This is a genomic window from Bacteroidota bacterium (assembly GCA_016183775.1).
Taxonomy (GTDB): Bacteria; Bacteroidota; Bacteroidia; order JABDFU01; family JABDFU01; genus JABDFU01.
Window position 1 is genome coordinate 1 of the sequence record JACPDY010000070.1, and the last position, 26,094, is coordinate 26,094.

Sequence of the window (26,094 nt, forward strand, 5' to 3'; positions counted from 1 at the left end):
CTGATCACTCCCAAGAGCTCACATCGACGGAGTGGTTTGGCACCTCGATGTCGGCTCGTCACATCCTGGGGCTGGAGAAGGTCCCAAGGGTTCGGCTGTTCGCCGATTAAAGTGGCACGCGAGCTGGGTTCAGAACGTCGTGAGACAGTTCGGTCCCTATCTGTTGTGGGCGTTAGAAGATTGAGAGGGCCTGACTCTAGTACGAGAGGACCGAGTCGGACGGACCGCTAGTGTACCTGTTGTAGTGCCAACTGCACCGAAGGGTAGCTATGTCCGGTTAAGATAAGCGCTGAAAGCATCTAAGTGCGAAACTTGCCTCAAGATTAGTCTTCTTTTAAGGGTCGTCGAAGATTACGACGTTGATAGGCTATAGATGTAAAGACAGTAATGTCAAAGTCGAGTAGTACTAATTACCCGTCTACTTTCTTATTAAGATTGGTATTTATTTAGTAAGCAATTACCGTGTATTTTCTTTCTTTATATGTCTCTTGTAATGAAGCGATCTTTGATCTGCTTCGTTGCTTTAAAAATTTCTCCGCAATTGCGAAGTAGATCAAAGATCACTTCACAATTACCATGGAGTGCAGTTTTAGGTGACTATAGCGATGGTGTCCACCTCTTGCCATTCCGAACAGAGAAGTTAAGCCCATCAGCGCAGATGGTACTGAGTCCAAAGCTCGGGAGAGTATGTCGTTGCCGATTTTCCGAAAAAACCCCGATTCTTAATTGAGTCGGGGTTTTTTCATTTATAATTCTCCTGCTATAATCAAATATTTCAAATTTGAAATATGTTTCCTAAGCCCAAGACACTTGGCTATTATTCCATATTTTTGATTGCGAAAAGGAAATGGAACAAAAAACAGATTTAGGGAAATTAATCAAGCGATTAAACCTGATAAAACAGTTGATCCTATTGGAGGAGTTTGATGATATTGCTTCTCATGTCGAAAAGCTTGTTGACGTTAATGAGGATGCTGTAAAAGTAATCTATACAGAGATTAAAGCCACACGCTATTCTGATGCGGTTCGAAAAATAGAAGTATACATAAATCAATATCAAAAACTTTCATTGTATGAAGACCCCGAAATTGAAGCGTTAAAAATTGAGATAAAAAGGCTTGAAATTAGTGTGAGCACTGCAAGTGATGAGGTTGCTGAAATAGAAAAACTGATTCATGATTTTGGAGTGATGCACAGCCAGGAATTGGGCGAAATTATTAACCGGCTTTTGAAATACAGAAAAGAAAAAGCCTACAAAGAAAAAGACCAAAGCGAAGAAAAGAAAAAGGAATTTGAAGAAGCCGAAAAAGATTACGAGCAATACAGCAAAGAATACGAAGAAGCCAAGAATCAAAAGCAATTTGAACTGACCGAAGAACAGAAAAATGAACTTAAAATAAAGTACCGAAAGGCTTCAAAGCTTTGCCACCCAGATGTTGTGACAGATGAGTTAAAAGAACATGCAGAAGTTATTTTCAGGGAGTTAAATGAAGCGTATCAGAAAAATGATTTGAAAAAGGTTACTGAGATACTTGAAATGCTGGAGAAAGGCGAAATGTTTATCTCCAAATCCGAAGGCATTAATGAAAAAATTAAACTGAAAGCTGAATTAATAAAGCTTCGGAAGAAGTTCGAGAATATTACTGTTGAATTGAACACATTGAAACAATCTGAAACCTACCAAACTATTATTAAGATTGACAATTGGGAAGAGTATTTTAAACAAACGAAACTGGCACTTGCTCAGGAATTAAAAACTTTTGAGTAATAAATGGAAAACGAAGAAAATAAAAGTATTGTAAAAATTGAATCTGCTTTTGTGCAGAAGGTGGGGAATCAGATTGCAGTTACGAATAAATTGCTTAATACTACAAATGAAAAATTGGCGAAAGAGTATTTTGAAAAAGGACTTGTTTGTGCGCAAAAGGAAGATTATTCATTAGCTATATTAAATTGGACCAAATCGATTGAGCTAAAATCCGATTACGTTTATGCTTATTATAATCGCGGCATAGCAAAAGCTAAACGTATGGATTTCCGTGAAGCGATAGAAGATTATGATAAAGCAATTGAGCTAAAACCTGATTATGCTGATTTATACGCTAACCGAGCCCACTCAAAACGGTTGCTTGGCTATCTTAACGAAGCAATCGATGATTATAGTAAAAACATTTTGTTAAAACCAGAAGATGCTGATGCCTATAATGACCGTGGCCTTACAAAATTTTATCTTAAAGATTACAAGGGCGCGATTGAGGATTGCACCAAAGCAATTGAACTAAAATCTGAGCTCCCCTGGGTCTCCTATGAAACTCGAGGCGACGCAAAAAAAGAATTGGGTGATGAAGAAGGGGCTCTAAGTGATTTTAAAAAGGCCGATGAACTTAAACGAAAAATTGAAATAAAAAAAGATAAATAAAAGTGAATGACCGAACCTCCTAAGTACAATAATTTTGAAGAAAAGAAAGCATATTTTGAAATTATAAAAATAAATGATTTTGAAACTCTTTGGGATAAGTTGGGTAAGATCAACTTTGAAGCTATTTATCGAGGTGTTTCTTCATCATTATATAAAATATTCAGCTCACAACATAGATTTATAATTGAAAATGATTTATCAAATGACAATAACGAGTTATTGATAACCAGAGAATTATTTAAGCATGTTTTGAAATTGTCATATTTAAACGATTTGTTTTGTGAAACTCAACGAACGGTTGGAAATATAAGACTTGATAGTACTATAAATGATACCACCTCCGTTTCACATAAAACGATTAAGTTAAAATATACCTTTTTTCTTTTTAGTATTTTGCAACATTATAAAGCAATAGCTCCTCTTGTTGATTTTACAAGTAATTTTCAGAAAGCATTATTCTTCGCGACAGATAACGTTAATGAATCTACCTATTCTGACGAAAACAATATTAAAAACTATGTTTCGGTTTATATATTGAATAAGGGCAGGATAATCAAAAACAAAGTTAATAAATCCGCACATGGAAAATTAACTAATCCGCAAAGGCTCAAATGGATGATTGAAGCTTGGTTCAAGGATGCAATAGAATTGGCGGATAGTTTCTTTATAGATAATTGCCATTACATAAATGATGAACTCCATTTGTTTGAAGATGACGAATTTATTGAAAACATTAATCTCATTGTCCAAGAAGGAAAATTCATTTTCTATAAATTAAATGGGAAAAGATCATTGGAAGAGGTTTATAAAAAGGCTTATGGCGATAAAATTCTTTCTTTTGAAATTCATAAAAAATTAATTCCTGAAATAATACTTTCTTTAACGGAGAAGAAAATTACTCACAACACTATGTATCCTGATATGCAAATGGATGTAAAAAAATGTTTTGAAGATTCAAAGAATGCGATTTTGTCTTCAGAATTGAACATTAATAATACCATTCCCTTATAAACAATAATGAAAAAAAATACAATTATCGCGGTTGTTTTATTGTTTAGTTACAGCTCATTTTTAGGCCAAACAACAGGAGGGCATAGTAACAAAGGGTGGTCAAAGGAAAAGCTGGAAGGTTATATAAGTTTTTAAACTACTTCACCCCATATACCCCCCGCTGGTCGTCACATTACGTTGGGCTGCTGTATCTGTATCGTCTGGTTCCACTATGTGTTGCGCCCAATATTCTTCCAACTTAAAACCTCAGTCACATGCTCACTTATGCCCTGCGTAATTGGCATTCTTGTTAGCGGCTTGGTATTACATCGAACCAAAGTAGATTTTTTTTGTGCCATGCCCACTTTGAGTAAATTCTTTTTCATTTATTGATGGATGGAAAAAGTTTGTTATGAATTCAAACAGAAAAGGGTTAATCTTTTACCGCCCAATTAACCCCGGGCCCAAGTATCAATTGAAAGGCAATGTTGTATACGCGGGCACTCCCGTTAACAATCGGAGCATTAACTATTGATCCTGTTATTTTTCCTTCGGCATTGATGAAAAAATACCTGCCAAATTTTAGTTGTTTCGCTACAGCAAGATTAACAGAGATGCCTCTCAGTACATAGCCCTTTCGGTCAAATCCGGGCCCTTCAGGGTATTTCATATTCCGAACGGTGCTTTCGGCATGCAGAAGTACTGATCCAAGACCTCCCCTCAATATTATTTTTTCTAATTGCCGGCTGTGATTTAAAAAAAGCATGTTAAAGCCATGCGATATACCAAACCGTTGTACTTCCTGTATGGCCTCAAACTCAATACTTTTTTTGCCGAACCATTTGGTGAACCTCCAGTCCCAATAGTAGGGGTCAATAAGCGGTTCGGAAGTAAAATGTGCTTTTTCTATTCTGATATCAGGATACCCGGTTTGCCTGATAATAAGTGGAAGGCGGAGGTTAGTAGCCACACCTCCGTGTAATTCAAACGACCATCGGGTTTGGCCAACGCTCGTACTAAAATTAAATAAGAAAATAAATAATGAGAAAAAGAAATATTTTTTCATGCCGGCAATAAACTCCGGTGAAAATACAAAAAAATATTCCTGCCAAATCTAACTTGTTCAATGAATAAGGATGCCAACTCTGTAACAGTAATTTTAAAAAGTTTCACTAAAAATTTGATAATAGAGACCTGTACTAAGAAACAAAATTGAAGAAGTAGCTAATTGATAATAAGCTTTTTTGTCCATTGCACTGACTCAGATGTCATCTTTACAAAGTAAACTCCGGAAGTATATTTATCTGCTAATATAATTTTATAATTATATGTACCCGGCAATATTTTTTCAGAAGTAATTACTTCTGATACTTTCTTACCCAACACATCGTAAACAATAATTCGGGGATTTTCAATAATTTCTTTAGTCGTCAAACTTACAAAAGTTTCTTTTGTAGCCGGGTTGGGATATATAATTACATCGTTTTCAGAGAAATCATTGTTGTTTAAACCAGTGATAGCTGGTCTGATATTTATATCATCAATAAAAATATTGTTGCCATGGCCGCTTGAACCTAATTGTATTTTAAATCTTACGTTAGTTTGTGAAAAGTATAAACTTGGAATGGATAGTTTTTCTTCTTTCCATTGAGTTTGTGAAACAGGAACAAACGAAGTTTTTTGGTCGGAAACGGTTTTTATCGCTGAACTTTCTTTTATATAGCGTGTTGCCCAGGCATTACCACAATCGGTTGATAACTGAATTTTTAATTTTTCTGATGTCGAGGAATCAAGTCGGGCATATGCAATTTTAAACACAAACTCCGGTGAATTAACCGTTGACAAGTTGTAAGAAGGACTTACAATTTCAATCATTTCATTGTTCCATCCTTCTGTATTGTTAATCATAATGCAAGCATTGCTGCTGTATCCTGTGCCTTCTATTCTTTTCCAGCGGGCAACTCCACTTGATGAAAGAATGCTCCAGTAATTATAAAATGATGCACTATCTTCAAAGTCTTCCATGTAGCTGGCAGCGCTGAATTGTGCGTTAGCATCGGACACAGTGATGTGGTTTTTGTATTTAATTGTATCGGAGCCTGCTGTGTTTGATGCTATAAGAGTTACATCATAAGTACCGGGAGTATTATATTGTACGACCGGATTTTGATTGGTTGATGAATCAGGTGTTGCTCCGGGAAATGACCATTTCCATGTATTTGGTGTTCCCGTTTTCGAAATGTCAGTGAAAGTAACTGATGAGCCCTTGCACACGGCTTTTTTATTTGACGAAAAGTCGGCTATTGGCGCACATATTTTGGGAACATAACCATCATTTGTTCCTGTAGCGATCAGGTTGTTGGAAGAAATAAGATTTTGTAACTTGGGGTAAGTGGCAAGTACACCACTTATGCGCTCCTTCTGACCTGAAGTAAACATAAATTTACAGGAACTATAGCTCATAAAGTTTTCAACCTGATCAACAGTGTCCTTCATGTAAGGAGCAGGGCCAATTGTATCATTGAAGCAACTGTTTGCATTGTAATTACAACCGTTATTTGGTCGATACATTGGAGGAGTATCACATACCATGTCGTCATTATTGGTACAATTATTTCCTACAATAAATGAGCAGCCATCACCCCATCCACCGATAGATTGATCTTGCCACATGTGCCAGAGGCCCAGGCAATGACCTATTTCATGTGTAATGGTTCTTCCGTCCGGGTTTGAAATGGCGGATCCTATTTTTCCCCAAAAATCGTGTCTCACAACAGCACCGTATGTATTGTTAATGCCATATTTCCAGGGAAATTGCTCATAACCCGCAATTGTACCCGATAATCCCCAGGGACTGGGATCAATCGAATTAACTACCCAAAAATTAAAATATTTATCAGTCGGCCATACACTTACAGATTTCGAAGTGTCTTTTGAATTATAAGTAAGTATTGAATTTTTATATACAATTCCATCCGTGCAATTACCATCCGGATCTATCTGGGCAAGTCGAAATTCAAAGTTTAGGTCCGCGGCAAAAGGTTTGAATAGTGTTCTGATATTTGTTGTATCCGGATTCTTTTTTCGCAAGTCAATATTCAACCACTTTATACCGTCCATAATTTGAGCCTTGCTGATAGCCCCAATTCCTTTGTCGTGCAATACATGAACCACTACGGGAACGATTTTTAAGGTATCAGCCGGTACTTTTTGTGTTCGTTTTTTCTCAACGTTCTCTATTATTTTTTCTATATCCTTTTTACTTCTTAAAATTTGCTCCGGACTCATTGCATTTGGAAGACGATAATTGTAATCAGATGGACACAAAGGCATAACCTGTGCACATGCAATATTAAGTGCAAAAGCATTGCTCAGTATAATTACAATTATTACTTGTACAAATAAATAATGCTTATAACAGAAGGTAGTTGAGCTTTCGGAAGAAAACGAAATATACTTCCCGTTAATGCCCGAAGGCGTGGTTTTCTCCCGAGTAACCGGGATTCGAAAACCTATGTTGGTTTGGTTTACTTCGTTTTTAAACAAATAAGGCATATACAAATATACGCATATGTTCAGGCGCATTGAATTCAAAATTTATGAATTAACCAATTTTTTAGCTTTTTCATTTAACAATCTTCTGACTACTTTTGCGTTAACCGGCGTAAATGAATACTAAGCATATAATCTTATTATTACTTCTTTCTGTATCCCTAACATCATTTGGATTGTCTCCTGCTGATTCTATAATTAAGCCGGCAAAAACAAAATTTCGTTTTGAATCAGAAATTGATAGGGCGTCAACTAAATATATTGTCCCTGATAGTTCCTTAAGTGACATTCAGCAATATCGCAACAGGTATAACCTCGGAAATATCGGGCTGGCTACGACAAGCCTCTTTTTTCCATCAGTTCAACATTCTTTAGGATTCAATTTTGCTCAGAATAATTTCCAAAATTTCATCTATCAGCCGCATAAAATAGAGTACTATGATACACGTACTCCATATACAGAGTTGTTTTTTATGGTAGGTTCCAAAAAGGAGCTGTATTCTAAATTCACTCACTCTCAAAATGTAAATAAAAACCTCAACTTTACCGCCAACTTTCAGCGGATGCGTTCCGATGGATTTTACTCAAGGCAAAATACCAACCACACCGACTTTTCTGTTTCCGGAAATTACAGATCATCAAATAAACGGTACATCCTTATTTCTAACATTATCAATAATAGCCTTAAGAATGCGGAGAATGGTGGGATCTCAAGTGATTCTGTTTTTGAGAAGCTGCCTGTGCAGGATAGGCGTCTGCTCCCAATTAATCTTTCTGCTGCCGATAGAAAATACCGCGGCAGGAGTGTTTATTTAAAGCAGTATGTGAATTTAGGCCCAAAGAAAACGCAGGCGGATAGTACTCAAAAAGCGCAGGTACAGCCGACATCAGTTTTGTCGCACGGTATATTGGTGCATGATGAAATGTTTGCATATACAGATATGGATCCGACATCCGGTTTTTATAATAATATTTACAACGATTCAGTGCGGACATTCGATTCTACTTATATTTTTCGTATGGAAAATGAACTGACCTGGCGTTTTCTTGAGAACAAAAAAGACGGAACCGCAAGAAAGATTGGCTTTCAAGTGGGTATAAAGCATCAGTTTATCAAGATCGAGCAGCTTTGTGGAATTGATACTGTTATAAATACCTTGCCATACAGGCTTGGGAATAGAAAGTTTTATGGAGAAAAAATTCAGAACGGTATTGTTAATGCAGAAGTATATAATTTTAGTAAGCGTTTTGCTTTCGTTTTGAGGGGCGACTATATATTGGATGGATTTAACTCGGGTGATAATAGTTTTTCACTTCACCTGAATTACAATATTGACAATTCAACGCAGAATATTGGGTTTAAAGGAAGTGTGATCAATAGAAAGCCGGACAATATTTATCTGAACAATTATTCAAATAATTATAAATGGACTAACCATTTCGGGAATGTATCATATATGAATGCGCAGATTTTGTATAAGATCGGGAAGTATGATTTAGAGCTTGGCGCGATTGCGCATCAGTATACTAATTATGTTTATTTTGACGGATACAATGTCGGGCAGGAAAGCGATGCTGTACAAGGGTTTTCAGGGTACATAAACAAAACATTTCATATAAGGCATTTTGTTTTCAGGAATAAGATCACATATCAAAACATTCCTGATTCATCTGTAATAAAACTTCCGCAATGGGTTACTGAACATAGTTTGTATTATGAAAATACTTTATTTAAAAATGCATTGCGATTTCAATTGGGTGTTGATGTGTTTTATAATTCCGCTTATTTTGCGAATGCCTGGTCGCCGGCGCTGGGGCAATTTTATTTGCAAAGCCAAAAAAAGATCGGGAACTATCCGTATGTTGACGTGTTTTTAAACCTGAAGATAAGCCGTGCCAGATTTTTTGTGAAATATGAGAATGCAAATGGAGTACTTATGGAACAAACCTATTATTATGTACCGCATTATCCCATGCCCGATTTCGCTTTGAAGTTTGGAGTTATATGGCGTTTCTTTGATTGAGTTTCAATCCAATAATTTCTTATCATTAAACACCAAAACCCGCCAACCCGCTTGCCGGTCGGATGGATTATCTTGTACTTCGTTTTTGTGGGATTTGGAGCTTTGGTGTTTGGGTCCGCTTTATAACGATTACTTTACATTTTCAACTTAACAGTAAAAGCGGGCTCTTTATACTTGTCAAGATTTTTAAGTTCTTTGGCAATTTTAATTGTCCATTCCCTTACTTTATCACTATTCTTGCCTTTTTTTGTTTCGCGGTCACAATTTTTTTGTTCCATTTTATTATTATTTGAAAATTGCTTGTAAACACGTTCAATGTCCTTATGAAAAGTTTTATGCTCCCATTTTTGTCCATCCAATTCTTTACGAAACAAACGGGCATATTTTTCTATAATATCAAAATGTAATTGCTCACGCTGAAGTAGTTCGGTTGATTTAATTGAATCGCCTACGTAAGACCCAAGCTTGTCGAAAACAGAATTCACTTCTATATCAAGCACTTTACCATTGCCTTGCATATCTATCTTATAAGTAAAATCCATATAAGATAGAATTGTATTTACTTCGTTTGCATCTGACTTACCCTGGTAATCATCCCAGGTTAATTTACCATCAGTCCAGATCAGTATGTTTTTATCTTGGGCAATAGTAGTTGAGCTAACCAACATCAATAAAACAGATAATATGATCCCGAATTTTAATTGATACATGCTTGATTTTTTTTAAATTATTGTGCTAATATAAGGGTTTTAATACTCAATTAACTACTTGTTTATTAGATGCTTACACTTTGTTGGTTTTATATTTTCACTGTAATTAATTGATTATTAATATTATGCAAAAATTGCGCCATATTTTTCCAGGCAAAATAATGTTCATTTTGTAAGTAATTTATTATCAAAAAGTCAGCTGTGGGGGGTGTTAAATATTTTGGCTATTTGGCAAAATAGCTGTACGTTTGCCTCCCCTTATTTTACAGGTAGTATAAGGGGTAAACAACATAATGCTAACCCTCTTTCGGCGGTTCCGAAGCAGAGCGTGAAAAACTCGATGCTATGTACGGCAAAACATTAAGTGCTGTAAGCGAAAGCCAGATTGTTGAAGGAGTTGTAGTTGCTAAAAATAACAAAGAAGTAGTAGTAAATATCGGGTTCAAATCGGACGGAGTTGTTCCATTGACTGAATTCAGGTACAATCCCGATCTGAAAGTTGGTGATAAAGTAGAAGTTTTTGTAGAGAGCCAGGAAGATAAGAACGGACAATTGATATTATCACACAAAACGGCCCGTTCAATGCAATCATGGGATCGTGTGAATGAAGCTCTTGCCAAAGATGAGATCATTAAAGGATACGTTAAGTGCCGCACTAAGGGCGGTTTGATCGTTGATGTGTTTGGTATTGAAGCGTTCCTTCCCGGATCGCAGATTGATGTTAAACCGATCCGCGATTATGATATATATGTGAATAAAACAATGGAGTTTAAGGTTGTTAAGATCAACCAGGAATTCCGCAACGTTGTTGTATCGCACAAAGCGCTTATTGAAGCCGAACTCGAACTACAAAAGAAGGAGATCATATCGAAACTTGAAAAAGGACAGGTGCTTGAGGGTACTGTTAAAAACATCACTTCATATGGTGTATTTATCGACCTTGGCGGTGTTGATGGTCTTATTCATATCACCGACCTTTCCTGGGGACGTATTAATCACCCTGAGGAAATTGTTAAGCTTGATCAGAAGATCAACGTGGTTATTCTTGACTTCGATAACGATAAGAAACGTATCGCGCTTGGCTTGAAGCAGCTTACATCACATCCTTGGGATTCGTTGGATGCTAACTTAAAAGTCGGCGATAAGGTAAAAGGCAAAGTTGTTGTGATAGCTGATTACGGCGCATTCATTGAGATCGCTCCCGGTGTTGAAGGATTGATCCACGTATCAGAAATGTCATGGTCACAGCATTTACGTACCGCGCAGGACTTTTTGAAAGTAGGTGATGAGGTTGAAGGAGTTATTTTAACATTAAACCGCGAAGAGCGCAAAATGTCCCTTGGTATCAAGCAGCTTACTCCTGATCCATGGACAAATATCCTTGATAAATATCCGAAAGGCTCCAAGCGCACAGTTACTGTCCGCAACGCGACCAATTTTGGTTTGTTTGTTGAACTTGAAGAAGGAATTGATGGTTTGATCCATATATCTGATCTGTCTTGGTCGAAAAAAATAAAGCACCCAAGTGAGTTTGCGAAAACAGGCGATAAGATCGAAGCTGTTATTCTTGAAGTTGATGCTGAAAACCGCAAATTAAGTTTAGGGGTGAAACAGCTGGAAGAGAATCCATGGGAAGTATTCGAAACTGTATTTACACTTGATTCGGTACATAAAGGAACTATTATCAGCACTTCTGATAAAGGAGCCATTGTATCACTTCCTTATGGTGTTGAAGGATTTGCTCCAAACCGTCATTTGGTTAAGGCCGATGGAACAACAGCAAAAGTGGAAGAAACACTTGACTTTAAAGTGCTTGAATTTGTGAAAGAAAGCAAGAAGATCATTTTATCGCACACCAAAATGCACGATGAGAAGATGGTTGAGGAAAAACCATCTGCCGGTGCTGAACGTAAAGGAGGAGCTGCCAAGGATACCAAGAAAGCTGTTAAAAAGGTAAAAGACAGCATGGAAAAGACAACCCTTGGTGATATCGAAGCACTTTCAACATTGCGATCTGAAATGCAACAATCGGAAAAAACGCCTAAAAGCGACGATAACGCATAATAAGGTATATTCCGGAGTGTTCCGGGTATCACAAAATCCCTTATAAATCACGCCATGGTTTTTAGGGATTTTTAATCCCCCCAAGCAATTGGGGGGATTTTTGCTTTAAAAGGATATTAACAATTGACTATTGAAAATTAAATAGCGAAGAGCTTGTCCTTTAGTCAGATATATACATAACTTCGCATGCAATTTAACTAAAAACACAAACAAGAAAATGAAAAAATCACTTACTATCGTAGCCTTTGCAAGCATGCTTGCAATAGTTGCATGTGGGCCAAGTGCTGAAGAAAAAGCTGCAAAAGAAAAAGCAACACAGGATTCAATTGCTGCTGTTGAAAAAGCTGCTGCTGATTCAATAGCTGCTGCTGCCGCTGCTGATCAGGAAAAAATGGCTGCTGAAGCTGCTGAAAAAGCAAAACAGGATTCTATTGCTGCTGCTGAAGCTGCAAAGGCTCCTGCGAAAAAGTAATTTCTACAATTTCGATAAAAGAACTCTTCGGTTAACCCGAAGGGTTTTTTTATTTTATATCTATTTTAGAAATGTCAACGGAATTACATCCGCCCGCACAACCTTTAGAGCACTGCTTTTTTCTGTAAGCGTTAAAATTTCGGTAAGCCAGGTAAAATATAGCTCCCGCAAAAATGAGGTAAACCGCTATTTGTTGGATGTTCATCAAAATTCAGATTGCAATAGAACAAAGTTACTACTTTTACAGGGTCATACAATACCATAAACAGGGTAAAACTCTGACAGGTTTCAAACCCTGTCAGAGTTCTGAGAGTCCATGAATAAACAAGAACGTTTTGATAAAATACTTAAGTACTTCCAGAAAAATAAGCCTGTTGCTGAAACAGAACTGCATTATTCCGATCCTTATCAATTATTGGTAGCTGTTATACTTTCTGCGCAATGCACGGATAAACGTGTAAATATGGTAACGCCGGCCTTGTTTAAGGCCTTTCCAGAGCCCAGGGCAATGGCTGCAGCTTCATCAGATGAAGTGTTTCAGTATATTAAAAGTATTAGCTACCCCAATAACAAAGCGAAGCATTTGGTGGGAATGGCGAAGATGTTGGTGAATGATTTTAAAGGCGTTGTCCCATCTGATATTAATGAACTGCAGAAAATGCCGGGTGTGGGCCGGAAGACAGCGAATGTGATTGCATCCGTTGTATACGATAAACCGGCATTAGCAGTTGATACGCATGTGTTTCGTGTTTCGGCACGGCTGGGACTTACAACCAATGCAAAAACTCCGCTGGAAACCGAAAAGCAACTAGTGAAATACATTCCTGAAAAATTGATCCCCATAGCGCACCATTGGCTTATTTTGCATGGCCGGTATATTTGCGTTGCCCGAAAACCATTGTGTGAAAAATGCGGATTAACCGATTATTGTAAATACTTTCAATCAAATGTTAAATAAACTTATTCAGATGTCCATATTTAAAAATATTCTCAAAGACAAAGCTCAAACTCATTTAAAGGAAGGCGATAAAGCTCCCGATTTTTCCGGCATCGACCAGGATGGTAAACCAATATCACTGAAAGATTTTGCGGGTAAAAAAGTAGTGCTTTACTTTTATCCGAAAGATGATACTGCAGGATGTACAGCGGAATCATGCAACCTGCGCGATAATTACGCAGACCTTAAACAACGGGGCATTGAAATTATCGGCGTAAGCGCCGATGGTGAAAAGTCGCATCAGAAGTTCATTAAAAAATACAATTTGCCTTTCCGGTTGATCTCTGATACCGATAAAAAAGTGATCAACGCGTATGGTGTTTGGGGTGAAAAAACGGTGTTCGGTAAAACGTACGATGGTATTTTAAGAACAACATTTGTGATTGATGAAAAGGGTATTATTGAACAGGTATTTACCAAAGTTGATACAGGGAATCATACGCAGCAGATTTTGGAGGGGATGGGAGGGAAGTAGAAGTTTTTTCAATAGCAATAATTGTAATTGTAAGTCCAACGAAGTCTCCATTTAGTTCCAATACTGCAATCATTATTTTTTTTCTATCTCAAGACTTGTACAGAAAGTATGAAATTTGAAAGTGACGGGACCGTGTGAAGTTAATACGATGTACACTGTTATCGCAATTAGTATAGCATCTATTAGTTTTTCAAATATTGCTAAATTCTTTTTCTGCTTTCTTATCATAGTATTTGTTTTATAGTGTTTATACGAGTAAGTATGTAAATCTGATTTTTGTACGGTTTTGAAAAATATTTTTTGTTATTTCTCAAATAATTCTACCAAATTTAAATAAAACATACATTTTATGTAACTGTAAATCAGTTAATTATAAAATAAATTTGCATATTACGTATACAGTTTGTATGTTTGTGTATGCACAAATCAGAACCACTAAATAAAACCGAATCAGAAGCGGTTAGAATAATCCGGAACTCATTGCTGCATAAGGGCAGCATTCCTACTGTTCGCGAGTTAATGACTGAGATGGAATACAAATCTCCGCGCTCGGCTGCCGTAATTATGGAACAGTTGATCGAAAAAGATATTTTAAGAAAAAAAGCCGATGGCAGTTTGCAATTCATGGATACGATAGAGATCACTGAGGAGCAAACTGCCAACGCACAAACTGTTGATGTGCCTTTGGTTGGTTCGGTGGCATGCGGTATGCCTATGCTGGCCGAACAAAATGTGGACGCGATGATCCCGGTTTCGGTAAAATTGGCCAAGCCGCCGCACAAATATTTTTTCCTCCGGGCAAGAGGCGATTCAATGAATGAAAAGGGAATTAACGATGGGGATATGGCATTGGTGAAGCAACAATCAACCGCCAATAACGGTGATTTGGTTGTTGCTCTTATTGATGATGAAGCTACGTTGAAAGAGTTTTATCGGCAGGGTGACGCTATTATATTAAAACCCCGGTCAAGTAATAAACAACATCAGCCAATTATTTTAACTCGTGATTTTCAAATACAAGGGGTGGTGATAACGACTATCCCGGATTTATGACCCCGCGCCCCCTCGCCCCCTAAAGGGGGAAGTCGGCGCGCAAGGAAGTCCCCATGTGGGGATTTAGGGGCAACGAAGGGACTTGTTGATAAGTAATAAATAAATGAAATTGTACATAAAACATGAAACCGGTAAACTTGCTTTTGGGTTGAATAGATTTTTAAACTGGCAGCTTTAAACTTTGAACTTCGAACCTTGAACCTTGAATCTTGAACCTTGAACCCGGAACATTTAACAAAACCCGTAACTATAAACCAAACATATCATGAGCAAAGAAACAAAAGAACCGAAAGAAGTAAAAGAGACAAAGGATTCGGCAAAAGAGTCAGTAAAGGAGTCGGCAAAGGAAGTGAACAGGGAAAAATTAAAAGCCCTGCAGCTTACCATTGATAAGCTGGAGAAAACGTATGGTAAAGGAACCATTATGAAGATGGATGACTCTGTTGTTGAACAGGTGGAGATCATTCCTACCGGTTCTTTAACACTGGATATTGCATTGGGTACAGGAGGTTTACCCAAAGGACGTATCGTTGAGATATATGGTCCGGAATCATCGGGTAAAACAACTTTGGCCATTCATGCCATTGCCAATGTGCAGCGTGCCGGCGGTGTTGCCGCTATTATTGACGCGGAGCATGCGTTCGATCGTACATACGCACAAAAATTGGGCGTTAATGTAAAGGATCTTTTGTTGTCTCAGCCCGATAATGGTGAGCAGGCGCTTGAGATTGCCGATAACCTGATTCGCTCGGGTGCGGTTGATATTGTGGTGATTGATTCTGTTGCTGCATTGACGCCGAAGAGTGAGATAGAAGGCGAAATGGGCGATTCGAAAATGGGCCTTCAGGCACGTTTAATGTCGCAGGCTTTGCGTAAGCTTACAGCCAATATTAACAGAACAGGCTGCTGCTGCATATTCATTAACCAGCTTCGCGAAAAGATCGGTATTATGTTCGGTAACCCTGAAACAACAACCGGCGGTAATGCGTTGAAATTCTACGCCTCTGTTCGCCTCGATATCCGCAGAATAGGTCAGTTGAAAGAAGGTGATGTAGTTGTAGGGAACCGTACTCGTGTTAAAGTGGTTAAAAACAAGATAGCGCCTCCATTCCGTATTGCTGAGTTTGATATGATATTCGGAGAAGGCATTTCAAAAGTTGGTGAGATCATCGATCTCGGTGTTGAGCAGAACATTATTCAAAAGAGCGGTTCATGGTTCAGCTATGATGGTACCAAACTTGGTCAGGGTAGGGATGCAGTGAAGCAGTTATTCAATGATAATCCGGAACTGGGTGAGGAAATAGAAAACAGGATCAAGGAAGCGCTTAAGCCAAAGCCATTGGCAGCTTCTATTGATGGTAATTAGGTTTTACTTTTTTGCTTTCTCACGGTCCCTCTTCTTTACTGAAGGGGGACTGCCATTTTGGCCCTGTCTCAATTTTTTTGTTTTAACAGTTAACCTTTCTTTCTGACAACTATAAGGATGAGAGGGGAAATGAGGTTTTTTTGTGCAGATTCACTGAGTTTAGTATCTTTAAAAAAATTAATCGATTATGGCTCGGATCATTTCCAACAGTATAATTATTGCAACTTTCGCGTGTATCATAGCGGCCTGCGGCTCGGGCGACAAAAACACCGATCAGCAATTTTCTTCATATGAACCTATTCCTGCATCAAAAGAGCTTTCGGAGTTGAATGAAAGGTTGAAGACCGACAGTTCCAATGCCGGCTTGTTCTATGAGCGTGCAAAGTGTTATATGGATATCCATGACTATAACGCAGCGTTAATTGATATGTCAAGGGTAATGCGTTTGGACAGCACGAAACCTCAGTATTATATTACAATATCAGACCTGTATTTGTACGCCAATCTAACAGGGAGAAGTAAAACTGCGCTCGAAAAATGTTTAGCGCTTGATCCCAAAAATACAGCTGCTATGCTCAGGCTGGCTGAGCTGTATTTTTATGTGAAGAAATACCAGGAGTCTATTAATTACATTAATGAGGCACTCAAAATCGATGAGCATATTTCACAGGCCTATTTTCTGAAAGGTATGAATTTCAGGGAGCTTGGTGATACTGCCAAGGCTATATCGAGCATGATAACAGCGACTGAACAGGCTCCTGAATATTACAAGGCATTTTTAGAGGTGAGTGTTTTATATGCCGCTCAAAAAAATAAATTAGCCCTTAGTTATTGCGATAACGCTCTTCGCATTGATCCTACAAGTATTGAAGCTTTATACATTAAAGGGAACTATTACCTGGATAATAAAGATTGGGATAACGCGGTCAAAACATATGATGAATTGCTAAAGGTAGAGCCAAAATACAAATATGCTCATTACAACCTGGGTGCGATAGCATTAAATGCTAAAAAATATGATGAGGCGGTCATCCATTTTACGAACGCCATTAATATCGATCCTAAATACGCGGAAGCTTATTTTGGAAGGGGTACCTGCTATGTTCAGAAGAATGATAAGACCAAAGCCAAGATAGATTACCAGATGGCTGCACAGGTTGCTCCCGGCTATACTCCTGCCGATGACGCGTTGAACGCGTTAGCAGGCAGGTGACCATTGCCGGCTTCTCTTTTTTAGTTGTGTTTTACCTGTTTGATAAAATGCTGAACGGCTTCTTTTATCTGGTCCCGTACTTTCCTTGTTTTTGCTAACTTTTCTTCGTACGTCCCTGAAAATGCTGAGGGGTCGGGGAAGCTCCAGTTTAATTTTTTATGAACTCCCGGGAAAATGGGACACCTTGATGCGCTTGCTTCATCACACACGGTTATAATATATTGATACAACCTTCTTTCTTTGAAAAAATCGAACACGTCCTTTGTCTGGTTGTTCGAAATGTCAATACCTTCCTCGTTCATTACTTCAACCGCCAGCGGATTAAGCTTTCCCGCTTCAAGTCCGGCACTTTCAGGAAGAAAAATTTCTCCGCCGAATTGTTTTAAATACGCTTCCGCCATCTGGCTTCTTGCGGAATTATGTATGCAGAGAAATAATACTTTTATTTTGTCCATTGGCTCATTGAGTAAATCAGCAGCAACCGCCGCCGGGTGTGCAACAGCTTTCTTTAGTTGTTTCTATTTCCGACAAAACTAATTTCTTTTTTTTCGCAGGGGTGCCGCAATTTACTTTCGCCAGGCAGTCGGTGTATTTGGCGACAAGAGTAAAGTTCCCGTTCTTAAATTCCAGGCTGTATTTTCCGATCGTTTCGGTCTGGTATTCAACTTCAATTTCGAGGTCTTCATCACCCAATATTTTTTTAGAAACATCCACGATCTTTGACAAGCCTGTTGGTTTTAATCTGTGATCAAAGTCGTTTGCAACCCAAACCTGAATGTTCGCGAGCTTTTCACTATGTATTTCGCCGCCACAGTCAATGAAGTGCTTGGTTGAAAGTCCCATTTCGGTTATATGAAAATGAGCGGGAATTGAGGTTCCGTTTGGAAGCACAAAATGCAATGAGTTTATTGTGCTTAAATGTTTTTTTAGTTCTGAGATTTTCATGTTTTATGTTTTTTAGTTAGCAACAATTTGATTTTTTTATTTCTAATCTGGTTGAAATACTTGTGAAATAGTCCTGAAGTTTAGCAAGCGTTTTTTCATCTATACAGTAGCATATGGAGTTGCCTTCAATATTGCCGCGTATCAGCCCCGCATTTTTTAACTCTTTGAGATGTTGAGAAACGGTAGGTTGAGCAAGTGGTAATTCATTTACAATGTCGCCGCAAATGCAGGCTTCTGTTTTCAATAAATATTCAATTATAGCCACCCTTGCCGGGTGCCCTAATGCTTTGGCAAGTGTAGCAATGGCATTTTGTTTATCGGTAAAGTGTTCTGTTTTAGTTGCACCCATTGTATAATTATTATATTGCAATATTACGATAAATATTTAAAATCACCAACTAATAAGTCAACTATTTTTATTTTGTTCCATCAAGGGGGGGTGTTTGGGATGCAGAGTTTTCTTCCAGCTTGCCACAGGTTGGCGTATTTTGCCCTTCCATGGCTTAATTCAGCAATGTTGGAGGATAAAAGGGGAGCGATGCGGAGCTTTTATAATTAAGTATATTTTGGGCTGATCTTTACGATGCCCTAATTCGTGAGATATGAAAATTACTTAACGTAACAACTGAAATTCAAAGCATAGCGCTGTTTAAAAAAGGTATTTTTGTAAAAAGCGGTATCAGCTGATAATTCGGTGGAATAATAATATCCGCTTGACGGCAAAGGCTTTAGTTCCATTGGTTCGGTGCGGCCCTTTTCATTTTCTTTTAAAACCAGTTCAATGCGCTTATCCACTTCACTTGAATAATGTTCAGCAATGCTGTATTGATTGATGGTTGTATAAATAAGCATACCCGAGCTCAGAATAAGTGTTGCTGATGTTACAGAATTTCCGATACGATTATGTTTTTTATAACCGAAGAAGGTAAACATATATGCAAACAATAGTGCCAATAAGAATGCGATAACAGTGAGGGATCTGTCCGGCCCGCGATCTGACATTACATAACTTGCCGGTATAAGTGAAATGTATATTAGGAATAAGAAAGTAATGCAGATCAGAAACAGATTTTTTTTTGTAAATATGGTGAACGCGAATGTGTTCCTGCTAAGTTGTTTGCCAAGCTCAATAAATGGAACTGAAAACAGAAGCAGATAAGGGATTTGAAAGGGAATTCGTTTTACCAATACCCACGCCATTGTTTTGGCCGAAACATAAAGCGTTCCAAAGAATCCAGACTGGGTTAAAAGCGATTTGCGGAATTGTGTTCCTTGTCCGAAATAAATCATCAGCAGCGCGATAGAAGAGAGACTACTTACAAAGAGCAGTTTTTTAAATGTCGATTGCTCCTGTAATTTATTCAGGCTTGAACGATATATGTAGATATAAATGAACAGTGTTACCCAGCAAATGAATATTGTTGTGGCCGCAAATGTTTCCGCAGCTCCTGTTATATATCCAAAGCAGAGTAACAAGAGCAGATATATGGTGAAGTTATTTTTTTTATTCAGAATAAATATTATTCCCCATAAAAAGGCAACAAGACTAAGCAGGTAGCCGGCTGAGGAGCAAAGCCAGAACCATGTTTCGCCGATGGAAAAACTTGAAAAGAAGAATGAGCAACACAATAAAACTGCATATTGCAAAGAATATTCCGGCAGTTGAGTCGCTGTTTTTTTAATCAATAGAATAATAAGTCTGTATAGCGCGGCAATTAATAAGAACATTACACTAAATCCATATCCGATCAAAACTATTTGTTCCGGCAAATAACGTGTAAGCGTATTGTAAAGCAGCATTTCGGCCGGGCGTGGAGTCCAGGTTTGAGCGGTAAATAATGCCGCTCCGATTACTCCGCGCGTTTTTGCATCGTAAACAAAAAAATGATCATCGGATGAGTAGCGATTGAAATAAAGTAAAATGAAATAGAGTACAATAAAGAGTGAGTTGCTGAGAAGCAGTAAGCGGAAATGTAATTTATTGTTGTTTATTTGTTGCAAAGAGGTCAAAGAGAATTATTTAAATGTACTAAAGAGTTTATACCGAATAAGGATTTTTGGTGGGCTTTTGTGTTTTGGTGTTTTAGTGGCAAATGGATTTTCGCCACCAAAGCACGAAAGCTCAAAATATTCACCACATGTTTTTCTGAAAAATCCATTTAATATTCTTATTCGGAATAATCTCTAATAGGCATAAGCTTCTTTATGCATTCTTCTTTTTCTCTTCTCTCTGCATCATTCGGATCACAAATCGTCTAAGGAACAGGGGAGGGTAGGTATATCCTTTTCTGGCCATGCGTTTGCCCATTTCTATATATTCTTCTTTTTTGGCTGGCAGATTCGTCGCTAAGCCGTCAACATACCTGTTATACATACAAAATGCTGCAGCTATTAATATCGTGTCGTGAATTTCTTCATCAACGGCTCCTGCTTTTTTTGCCGCATCAATCAGTTCGGGACTTACTTCTTTCCCGCTTTTTTGAACTTTGCCTGCAATGGCTAAAAGCTTTTTCATTTTTTCAGAAACCGGCATTGCGTCGATACTAGTTTTCATACATGTAATAGTTTTTCCTCCATCGTTTAAATGGACGTTGGCAGAAGCGCTGTGTGATTCGTAGCAGAATTCACAGTTGTTGAGCATTGATACATAAGCGGCGATCAATTCACGTTCGCCGGGAGTTAAGCCGGAAGGCCCGTGTAATAAGGTTTGGGCCAGTGCTGCCAACGCCTTTCCTGTTTCACCTTTATAGAAAAGTAATTCTACTATACCTGGTTGAGGGATATCGGTTTTAATGTAGGTCATGATATTATTTATTAATCGAAGATAGTATTTAACTGCAGCTTGAAGCCAGGCAACACATTTTACCCCGGTTTTCGGACTGGCATCTTACTGTATACGCTAATTTAGAGAAAAAACATGAAAGGAGGAGTTCTGTCCTAGGAGCGGGCTTGAAAATAAAACATCCCATCCAAATCATATTTGGATGGGATGCCTTAACATATTCTATGGTGAACTAGTACACCATTACTTTTTTAACAATTTCATTTCGAGTTCCTGAAGATAAAGGGATCAGGTTTATCATATACACGCCTTTGCCATATTCAGCAATGTTCAACTGTTTAGAATATGAACCCGCAAAGTCTGACAGTGTTTCACGAAAAATCAATTGTCCTAATGTATTCTTTAATTCCAGTCTGTAATTTGCTTTTTCAACAGCGTTAAATGCGATGTTGAAATTGCCGTCATTCGGATTAGGATATATTGTAAAGAACGGATCATTATCTGTTTTCGCAATTCCGACGTTGTTAACATTGAGTGGAGTTGATCCGGTTGAAGTGCAATTGCCAATTGTTACAACAACAGTATAATCACCATTAGCAGTTACTGTGTAGGTCTGATTCGTGGCTCCGGGGATCAATACACCATTTAAATACCATTGATTGCCGGTCGATTCACTTGAAGTTAGTATCACACCGCTTTGCGAAATGGTTGGTGTTTGAGGAACCTGGTTTATTGTGCCTGTAACAGGAACTCTTACACTTGAACATCCTTGTACTGTCACTTCCCAATCATAGAAGTAATAATAATAATTTGGGCTGCCCGGTGCGGCATCCGTTTCAGTAATGGATACCAGGTTGGCAAGTGTATAAGGGTAGGAGGCTCCACCATTATTACGGTATAGGTCAACTAAGGTGCCTGTAACTTTAATGTGATACTGGGTTCCCGGTTGAAGGTTAAAATTAAGTGTTACTCTGCTTTCACCTGCAGGTATATTTACTGTCTTGGTATGAAGAACAGTTCCTCCGACGCCTTGCCTAACTTCAATAGTTCTGTTTCCTGAGGTATTGGCATACACTTTAACTGTTTTTAAAACACATGATCCAAGCACATCAAACAACAAACCTCTCGAGTCGTTATTGGTAAAATAGCCTCCTGTGCTAATTGTATTATCAACTGCACCTGTTTTTTGCGCGGCCGACATTCCGGACTCCTGAACGTAATATGTTGTATTTGTATTCAGGTTTGGTGAAAAGGTATTTCCGCTATTAATGAGTGTTCCTCCGGTAGGGGCATCATACCATTCAATTGTGCCTCCTCCGCCGTTTGCAGAAAGGTTAACAAGTCCCGGTCCGCATCTGTTATCATCGACTGTAGTGGGAGCCGAAGGAGCATTGTCGACTTTTATATAGTTTGTTCTTAACATCGAATCTTTCCCAAATGAATTCTGTACAACTAATTTTACGTCATAAGAGCCTTGGGTGTAATAAGTAACAGTAGGGTTTGGGGAAGTAGAGGAGGAAGGGTTGCCGCCGGGGAATGCCCAGTTCCATGATGCCGCTCCATTTAAAGAGGCATCATTAAATGTTACCTGGGTGCCTTCGCAAAACTTAGAGGAGTTTGTAACAAAGTCAGCAACCGGATTATTACTGGCCAATGGAACGGTACCGGTAATATAATAATCACCGATCGAACAATAGTCAGAGTACCCAACAGTTGGATCCGTGCCATTTCCAACACCATCTATTTCTATATAATAGGTACCGGCAGGTACAGCTGTGGAAGATAAAGTAGCCGACATTGAAGTCGTTGGATCCGCAAGTGCGAGTTCTGCACCATTTGCGTCCAGCAGCCTGGCTTTTATATTCAGGTTGGGATATTTGTAAAAAGGCTTAATTGTAAGGTTTACATTGCCCGTGATGGCGGTAGTAAATTTGAATAAGTCGAGGTCTGTTCTGTTGTTAATTATTCCTTTGTTCAAAACATCTAAAACCGACCCATTTGATTCAATGGTGAGAACCTTGGCTGTGGTGGTTGTATTACCAATATCATCGGGTTTAGGCGCGAAACCATTTTTGGTACCTATGAATACCAGGTCATCTTCCAACATATTTGCGTCGGTATATTCTCCGATGCTCCAATGGCCAACTGCTCTTGTATAAGAACTACCCATTATCGGTGCCCAATCAGCATGACCCGAATAGTAGGTTGTCCCGGTAGTTTTTCCATCATGGTGCAATCCTAAAGTATGCCCGATTTCATGTGAAACAGTTTCTCCGGCCGTTTTAGCGCCATTGTTAAATGCCCAGCATGGATTGCCTTTTCCATCATCGAAGGAGCCAATATAGGCAACTCCACCTGCTCCGGGTGAGGCGGTAGTTGTTGAGGTAACGATGCACATTTTTTTCTTGAATACATCAGCGGCATCAAATACAGCTCTATCTGTTGTTACGTTCACATCGAATGTTAGGAGGTCCTGAGCCACAATCTCCCAAATTGTTTGAACATCAGCATTTGTCCAGGGACGGGCAACGGCATCAATGGTAACCCCTCCATTCCAGCTGCTTGTTGATGATTCACCATCTAAGTCGATATAAACAACAAATTGTGAGCCGGGTTTGCTTTCAAATAATGGTATTGCATTCACAGCAGAAGGTGCGGCTTCTTTTTTTTGAGCAGTATTATCTGGAGCTTGTTTGTAATCTATGCAAAGAACAGATTCAATATTTATTTCTTTAACCATTAAATTGTTACTTGTCTCATCTGTAAAATATTTGTATGCCTTTCTGTCTTTTATAGAAGTATACAATCCGTCCACATCACCATTTTTATTTACGCTCAGGCTGAATGTACTTGCGCTTTCACTTCCATTGCCAATTATTTCGATTGTGTTGTCAAATGATCTTTTGAGATTTACTTTACCGGCAATAAAAGTTCCTGAAGGTGTCGGTAAAATAAACGATGAGTTAGTGCCAGATGAAGTTGATGCATTATTAATGAGCCTGGCAAAACCAACAGAGTTACCAATGTTCTTTGTCAGACCATTTTGGCCGAAAGCCAAAACAATAGATATGAAGAGCGTGGCGGAGAGGTAGATCTTTTTTGTCATGGCTTAATATTTTAGTACTGATTTAACTATTCTTAATGACATTAATGTTTTTGTATTCTTGGGAGCAAACTTCTGTTTATGATTGTTTCTGCTTTATACTAATGAACTCACTGTAATGAATTTACTTCAGGAAAGCCCGGATTCCAAAATAGATTTTCAAATAAATGATTAACCTAACTATAATAATATTTTATTAATTAATAGATTATCAGTATATTAGAATATAATATTATAAATAACCTAAATGCCATCTTCTCAACTCTTTGAATTGGTTCATTCACTTAGTCAGTCGGAGAAGCGATATTTCAAAATATTTTCTTCTTTCCAGGCCGGAACCAAGATTTACCTCGATCTTTTTAACGCCATTGTCAGGCAAAAGGAATATGATGAAAAAAAGCTGAAGGATAAATTGAGTATCAGGGCTTTTGCTGCTGCAAAAAAATATTTGTATAACCTCATTCTTCGAAGTCTGCGTTCACAGCAACAAAGCCATAATGTGAGCATGGAAATAAAGGATAAGCTGAAGGATGTTGAGATACTTTTTCAGAAAGGACTTTTTGAACATAGCAATAAGTTATTGCTGAAGGCTAAAAAGCTGGCACAGACCTATCAAAAGCATCCGCTGCTCATAGAAATATATCAGCTTGAACACATGATCGCCAATGTGGCCTTTAACACTTCGCAGCACAAACGAATATTTGAAAAAGGATACGAAGAATCCACGGGCACTATTGAAGCGCTGAAGGAGCAGATGGAGCACAGGAAGATAATTAACCTGTTAATATACAAACGCAGTCGGCTTGGTAAAATAATACGAAGTGAAGGTGAGCGAAAAGAGATCTATGAGAAAGCGAAGTCACTTCTTGATAAAGATCCACGAACATTATTGTCCTACCGTACCGGTATATTTCATTACATAATTAAAGAGCTTTATTATTACAGCATTGGTGACATTGAAGCCGCCTATCGCAGCAGTAAAAATTCGATACGTCACCTGGAATCCGATCAGGTGCAGTTAAAGCAAGAATTGAACAATTATATGTTCGGGTTGAACAACCTGATGAATGCGCAAATTGCACTTCATAAGTATGAAGAGCTCAAAGTCAGCATCGACAAATTACAATTGATTGAGGCACTCACTACTATCGAAAGAGCCAGGATATTCGGATTTTGTGCGAGTAAGGAAATTATTTATTTTGTATATACTGGTCGTCATAAAGAGGGGTTGATGCAAGTGCCGGTGATGGAACAGCAATTGACACAATACGAAGGCATAATTCACAAGCCTGCCTGTTATGCTTTATATGTGAATATTGAAGTATTATACATTGTTTGTGGCAAATTCCATGAGGCATTGCTTTGGAACAATAAGATCCTGAATGACCCTAAGATCGGATCTTTTCATGATTTTTATTCGAACGCGCGTATTTCGGAAATAATCATCCATTATGAGCTGGATAATTTAGAAACAGTGCAATCTCTTATCAGGTCGTATTACCAGTTTTTAATTAAGAATAAAGGACAATACAGATATGAAAACAGTCTTATTCGTTTTTTCAAAAATCTGATAAACATAACTGACCGAAAAAATCTGAAAGCAGAATTTATGCGCTTTCATAAGGAGTTGCTGGAGCTTGCCGGTGATCCGTATGAAAGGGAAGCATTTGACTTTTTTAATCTTATGTACTGGCTTGAAAGTAAAATAGAGGCCCGTCCTTTGGCAGTAATTATAAAGGAGAGGACAGGAGATGGCCGTAAGTCATAAGTGCTATTGGTTTTACATTAATACCAATTATAAATAAAATTCAGTCCAATATTTGCAGAATAGATTTTTTTTATTATTTTTGGACTAAACTATAAATATAACAATGTGTCATTCGCAAAAACAATACACATCAAAGAGAGTGTGAAGGAATTATCCCAGCT

General features: G+C 38.2%; 22 protein-coding genes and 2 rRNA genes. 14 read left to right on the forward strand and 10 right to left on the reverse strand.

The window, feature by feature from the left end; all coding sequences use genetic code 11:
• The 5 genes from HYU69_08740 to HYU69_08760 form a co-directional block, all read left to right on the forward strand.
• Positions 1-431 (forward strand): 23S ribosomal RNA (locus HYU69_08740); the annotation flags it as partial.
• Positions 432-589: 158 nt separating this feature from the next.
• Positions 590-702, forward strand: a 5S ribosomal RNA gene (gene rrf, locus HYU69_08745).
• A 145-nt stretch (positions 703-847) separates the two neighbouring features.
• Complete coding sequence (locus tag HYU69_08750; protein MBI2270427.1) at positions 848-1,768, forward strand: J domain-containing protein; 921 nt, start codon at positions 848-850, stop codon at positions 1,766-1,768.
• Positions 1,769-1,771: 3 nt separating this feature from the next.
• Positions 1,772-2,419: a tetratricopeptide repeat protein gene (locus HYU69_08755; GenBank protein MBI2270428.1), complete on the forward strand. Its 648-nt coding sequence runs from the start codon at positions 1,772-1,774 to the stop codon at positions 2,417-2,419.
• Between the two features lie 6 nt (positions 2,420-2,425).
• Positions 2,426-3,430 carry an FRG domain-containing protein gene (locus tag HYU69_08760; GenBank protein MBI2270429.1) on the forward strand — a complete coding sequence of 335 codons (1,005 nt, stop codon included), beginning with the start codon at positions 2,426-2,428 and terminating at the stop codon, positions 3,428-3,430.
• Positions 3,431-3,842: 412 nt separating this feature from the next.
• Here HYU69_08760 and HYU69_08765 read toward each other — a convergent pair whose 3' ends face one another.
• Both HYU69_08765 and HYU69_08770 read right to left on the reverse strand, forming a co-directional pair.
• Positions 3,843-4,475 (reverse strand): hypothetical protein, encoded by a 633-nt coding sequence (locus HYU69_08765; protein ID MBI2270430.1) that lies wholly within the window; start codon positions 4,473-4,475, stop codon positions 3,843-3,845.
• A gap of 158 nt (positions 4,476-4,633) precedes the next feature.
• Positions 4,634-6,994: a PKD domain-containing protein gene (locus HYU69_08770; GenBank protein ID MBI2270431.1), complete on the reverse strand. Its 2,361-nt coding sequence runs from the start codon at positions 6,992-6,994 to the stop codon at positions 4,634-4,636.
• Between the two features lie 83 nt (positions 6,995-7,077).
• On the opposite strand from HYU69_08770, the gene HYU69_08775 reads away from it, so the two are divergent.
• Positions 7,078-8,985: a putative porin gene (locus HYU69_08775; GenBank protein MBI2270432.1), complete on the forward strand. Its 1,908-nt coding sequence runs from the start codon at positions 7,078-7,080 to the stop codon at positions 8,983-8,985.
• A 134-nt stretch (positions 8,986-9,119) separates the two neighbouring features.
• On the opposite strand, the gene HYU69_08780 is transcribed toward HYU69_08775, so the two are convergent.
• A complete protein-coding gene (locus HYU69_08780; GenBank protein MBI2270433.1) occupies positions 9,120-9,695 on the reverse strand; it encodes a hypothetical protein in 576 nt (191 codons plus the stop codon).
• Positions 9,696-10,040: 345 nt separating this feature from the next.
• On the opposite strand from HYU69_08780, the gene rpsA reads away from it, so the two are divergent.
• Positions 10,041-11,759: a 30S ribosomal protein S1 gene (gene rpsA / locus HYU69_08785; protein MBI2270434.1), complete on the forward strand. Its 1,719-nt coding sequence runs from the start codon at positions 10,041-10,043 to the stop codon at positions 11,757-11,759.
• Between the two features lie 217 nt (positions 11,760-11,976).
• Entirely contained in the window at positions 11,977-12,231 is a 255-nt protein-coding gene (locus HYU69_08790; GenBank protein MBI2270435.1) for a hypothetical protein, read from the forward strand.
• A 49-nt stretch (positions 12,232-12,280) separates the two neighbouring features.
• Here HYU69_08790 and HYU69_08795 read toward each other — a convergent pair whose 3' ends face one another.
• Entirely contained in the window at positions 12,281-12,436 is a 156-nt protein-coding gene (locus HYU69_08795) for a FeoB-associated Cys-rich membrane protein (GenBank protein MBI2270436.1), read from the reverse strand.
• Positions 12,437-12,547: 111 nt separating this feature from the next.
• Between HYU69_08795 and nth the strand changes: the two genes are divergently transcribed.
• The 5 genes from nth (at position 12,548) to HYU69_08820 (ending at position 17,335) form a co-directional block, all read left to right on the forward strand.
• On the forward strand, positions 12,548-13,189 hold the full coding sequence (gene nth / locus HYU69_08800) for an endonuclease III (protein MBI2270437.1): 642 nt from the start codon (positions 12,548-12,550) through the stop codon (positions 13,187-13,189).
• 10 nt (positions 13,190-13,199) lie between these two features.
• On the forward strand, positions 13,200-13,703 hold the full coding sequence (bcp, locus tag HYU69_08805) for a thioredoxin-dependent thiol peroxidase (protein MBI2270438.1): 504 nt from the start codon (positions 13,200-13,202) through the stop codon (positions 13,701-13,703).
• A gap of 417 nt (positions 13,704-14,120) precedes the next feature.
• Positions 14,121-14,756 (forward strand): repressor LexA, encoded by a 636-nt coding sequence (lexA, locus tag HYU69_08810; protein ID MBI2270439.1) that lies wholly within the window; start codon positions 14,121-14,123, stop codon positions 14,754-14,756.
• Between the two features lie 265 nt (positions 14,757-15,021).
• A complete protein-coding gene (recA, locus tag HYU69_08815; GenBank protein ID MBI2270440.1) occupies positions 15,022-16,122 on the forward strand; it encodes a recombinase RecA in 1,101 nt (366 codons plus the stop codon).
• 187 nt (positions 16,123-16,309) lie between these two features.
• Entirely contained in the window at positions 16,310-17,335 is a 1,026-nt protein-coding gene (locus HYU69_08820; protein ID MBI2270441.1) for a tetratricopeptide repeat protein, read from the forward strand.
• A gap of 20 nt (positions 17,336-17,355) precedes the next feature.
• On the opposite strand, the gene HYU69_08825 is transcribed toward HYU69_08820, so the two are convergent.
• From HYU69_08825 to HYU69_08850, 6 genes are all read right to left on the reverse strand, one after another.
• The gene (locus tag HYU69_08825) at positions 17,356-17,790 is read right to left on the reverse strand and encodes an arsenate reductase ArsC (protein MBI2270442.1); all 435 of its coding nucleotides are present in this window, start codon (positions 17,788-17,790) and stop codon (positions 17,356-17,358) included.
• 16 nt (positions 17,791-17,806) lie between these two features.
• On the reverse strand, positions 17,807-18,280 hold the full coding sequence (locus HYU69_08830) for a hypothetical protein (GenBank protein ID MBI2270443.1): 474 nt from the start codon (positions 18,278-18,280) through the stop codon (positions 17,807-17,809).
• 16 nt (positions 18,281-18,296) lie between these two features.
• Complete coding sequence (locus HYU69_08835; GenBank protein MBI2270444.1) at positions 18,297-18,629, reverse strand: winged helix-turn-helix transcriptional regulator; 333 nt, start codon at positions 18,627-18,629, stop codon at positions 18,297-18,299.
• Positions 18,630-18,889: 260 nt separating this feature from the next.
• Complete coding sequence (locus HYU69_08840; protein MBI2270445.1) at positions 18,890-20,290, reverse strand: hypothetical protein; 1,401 nt, start codon at positions 20,288-20,290, stop codon at positions 18,890-18,892.
• 193 nt (positions 20,291-20,483) lie between these two features.
• A complete protein-coding gene (locus HYU69_08845) occupies positions 20,484-21,083 on the reverse strand; it encodes a carboxymuconolactone decarboxylase family protein (GenBank protein ID MBI2270446.1) in 600 nt (199 codons plus the stop codon).
• 211 nt (positions 21,084-21,294) lie between these two features.
• Complete coding sequence (locus tag HYU69_08850) at positions 21,295-24,168, reverse strand: PKD domain-containing protein (GenBank protein ID MBI2270447.1); 2,874 nt, start codon at positions 24,166-24,168, stop codon at positions 21,295-21,297.
• Positions 24,169-24,412: 244 nt separating this feature from the next.
• Between HYU69_08850 and HYU69_08855 the strand changes: the two genes are divergently transcribed.
• Entirely contained in the window at positions 24,413-25,933 is a 1,521-nt protein-coding gene (locus tag HYU69_08855) for a hypothetical protein (protein ID MBI2270448.1), read from the forward strand.
• The last annotated feature ends 161 nt before the right edge of the window (positions 25,934-26,094 follow it).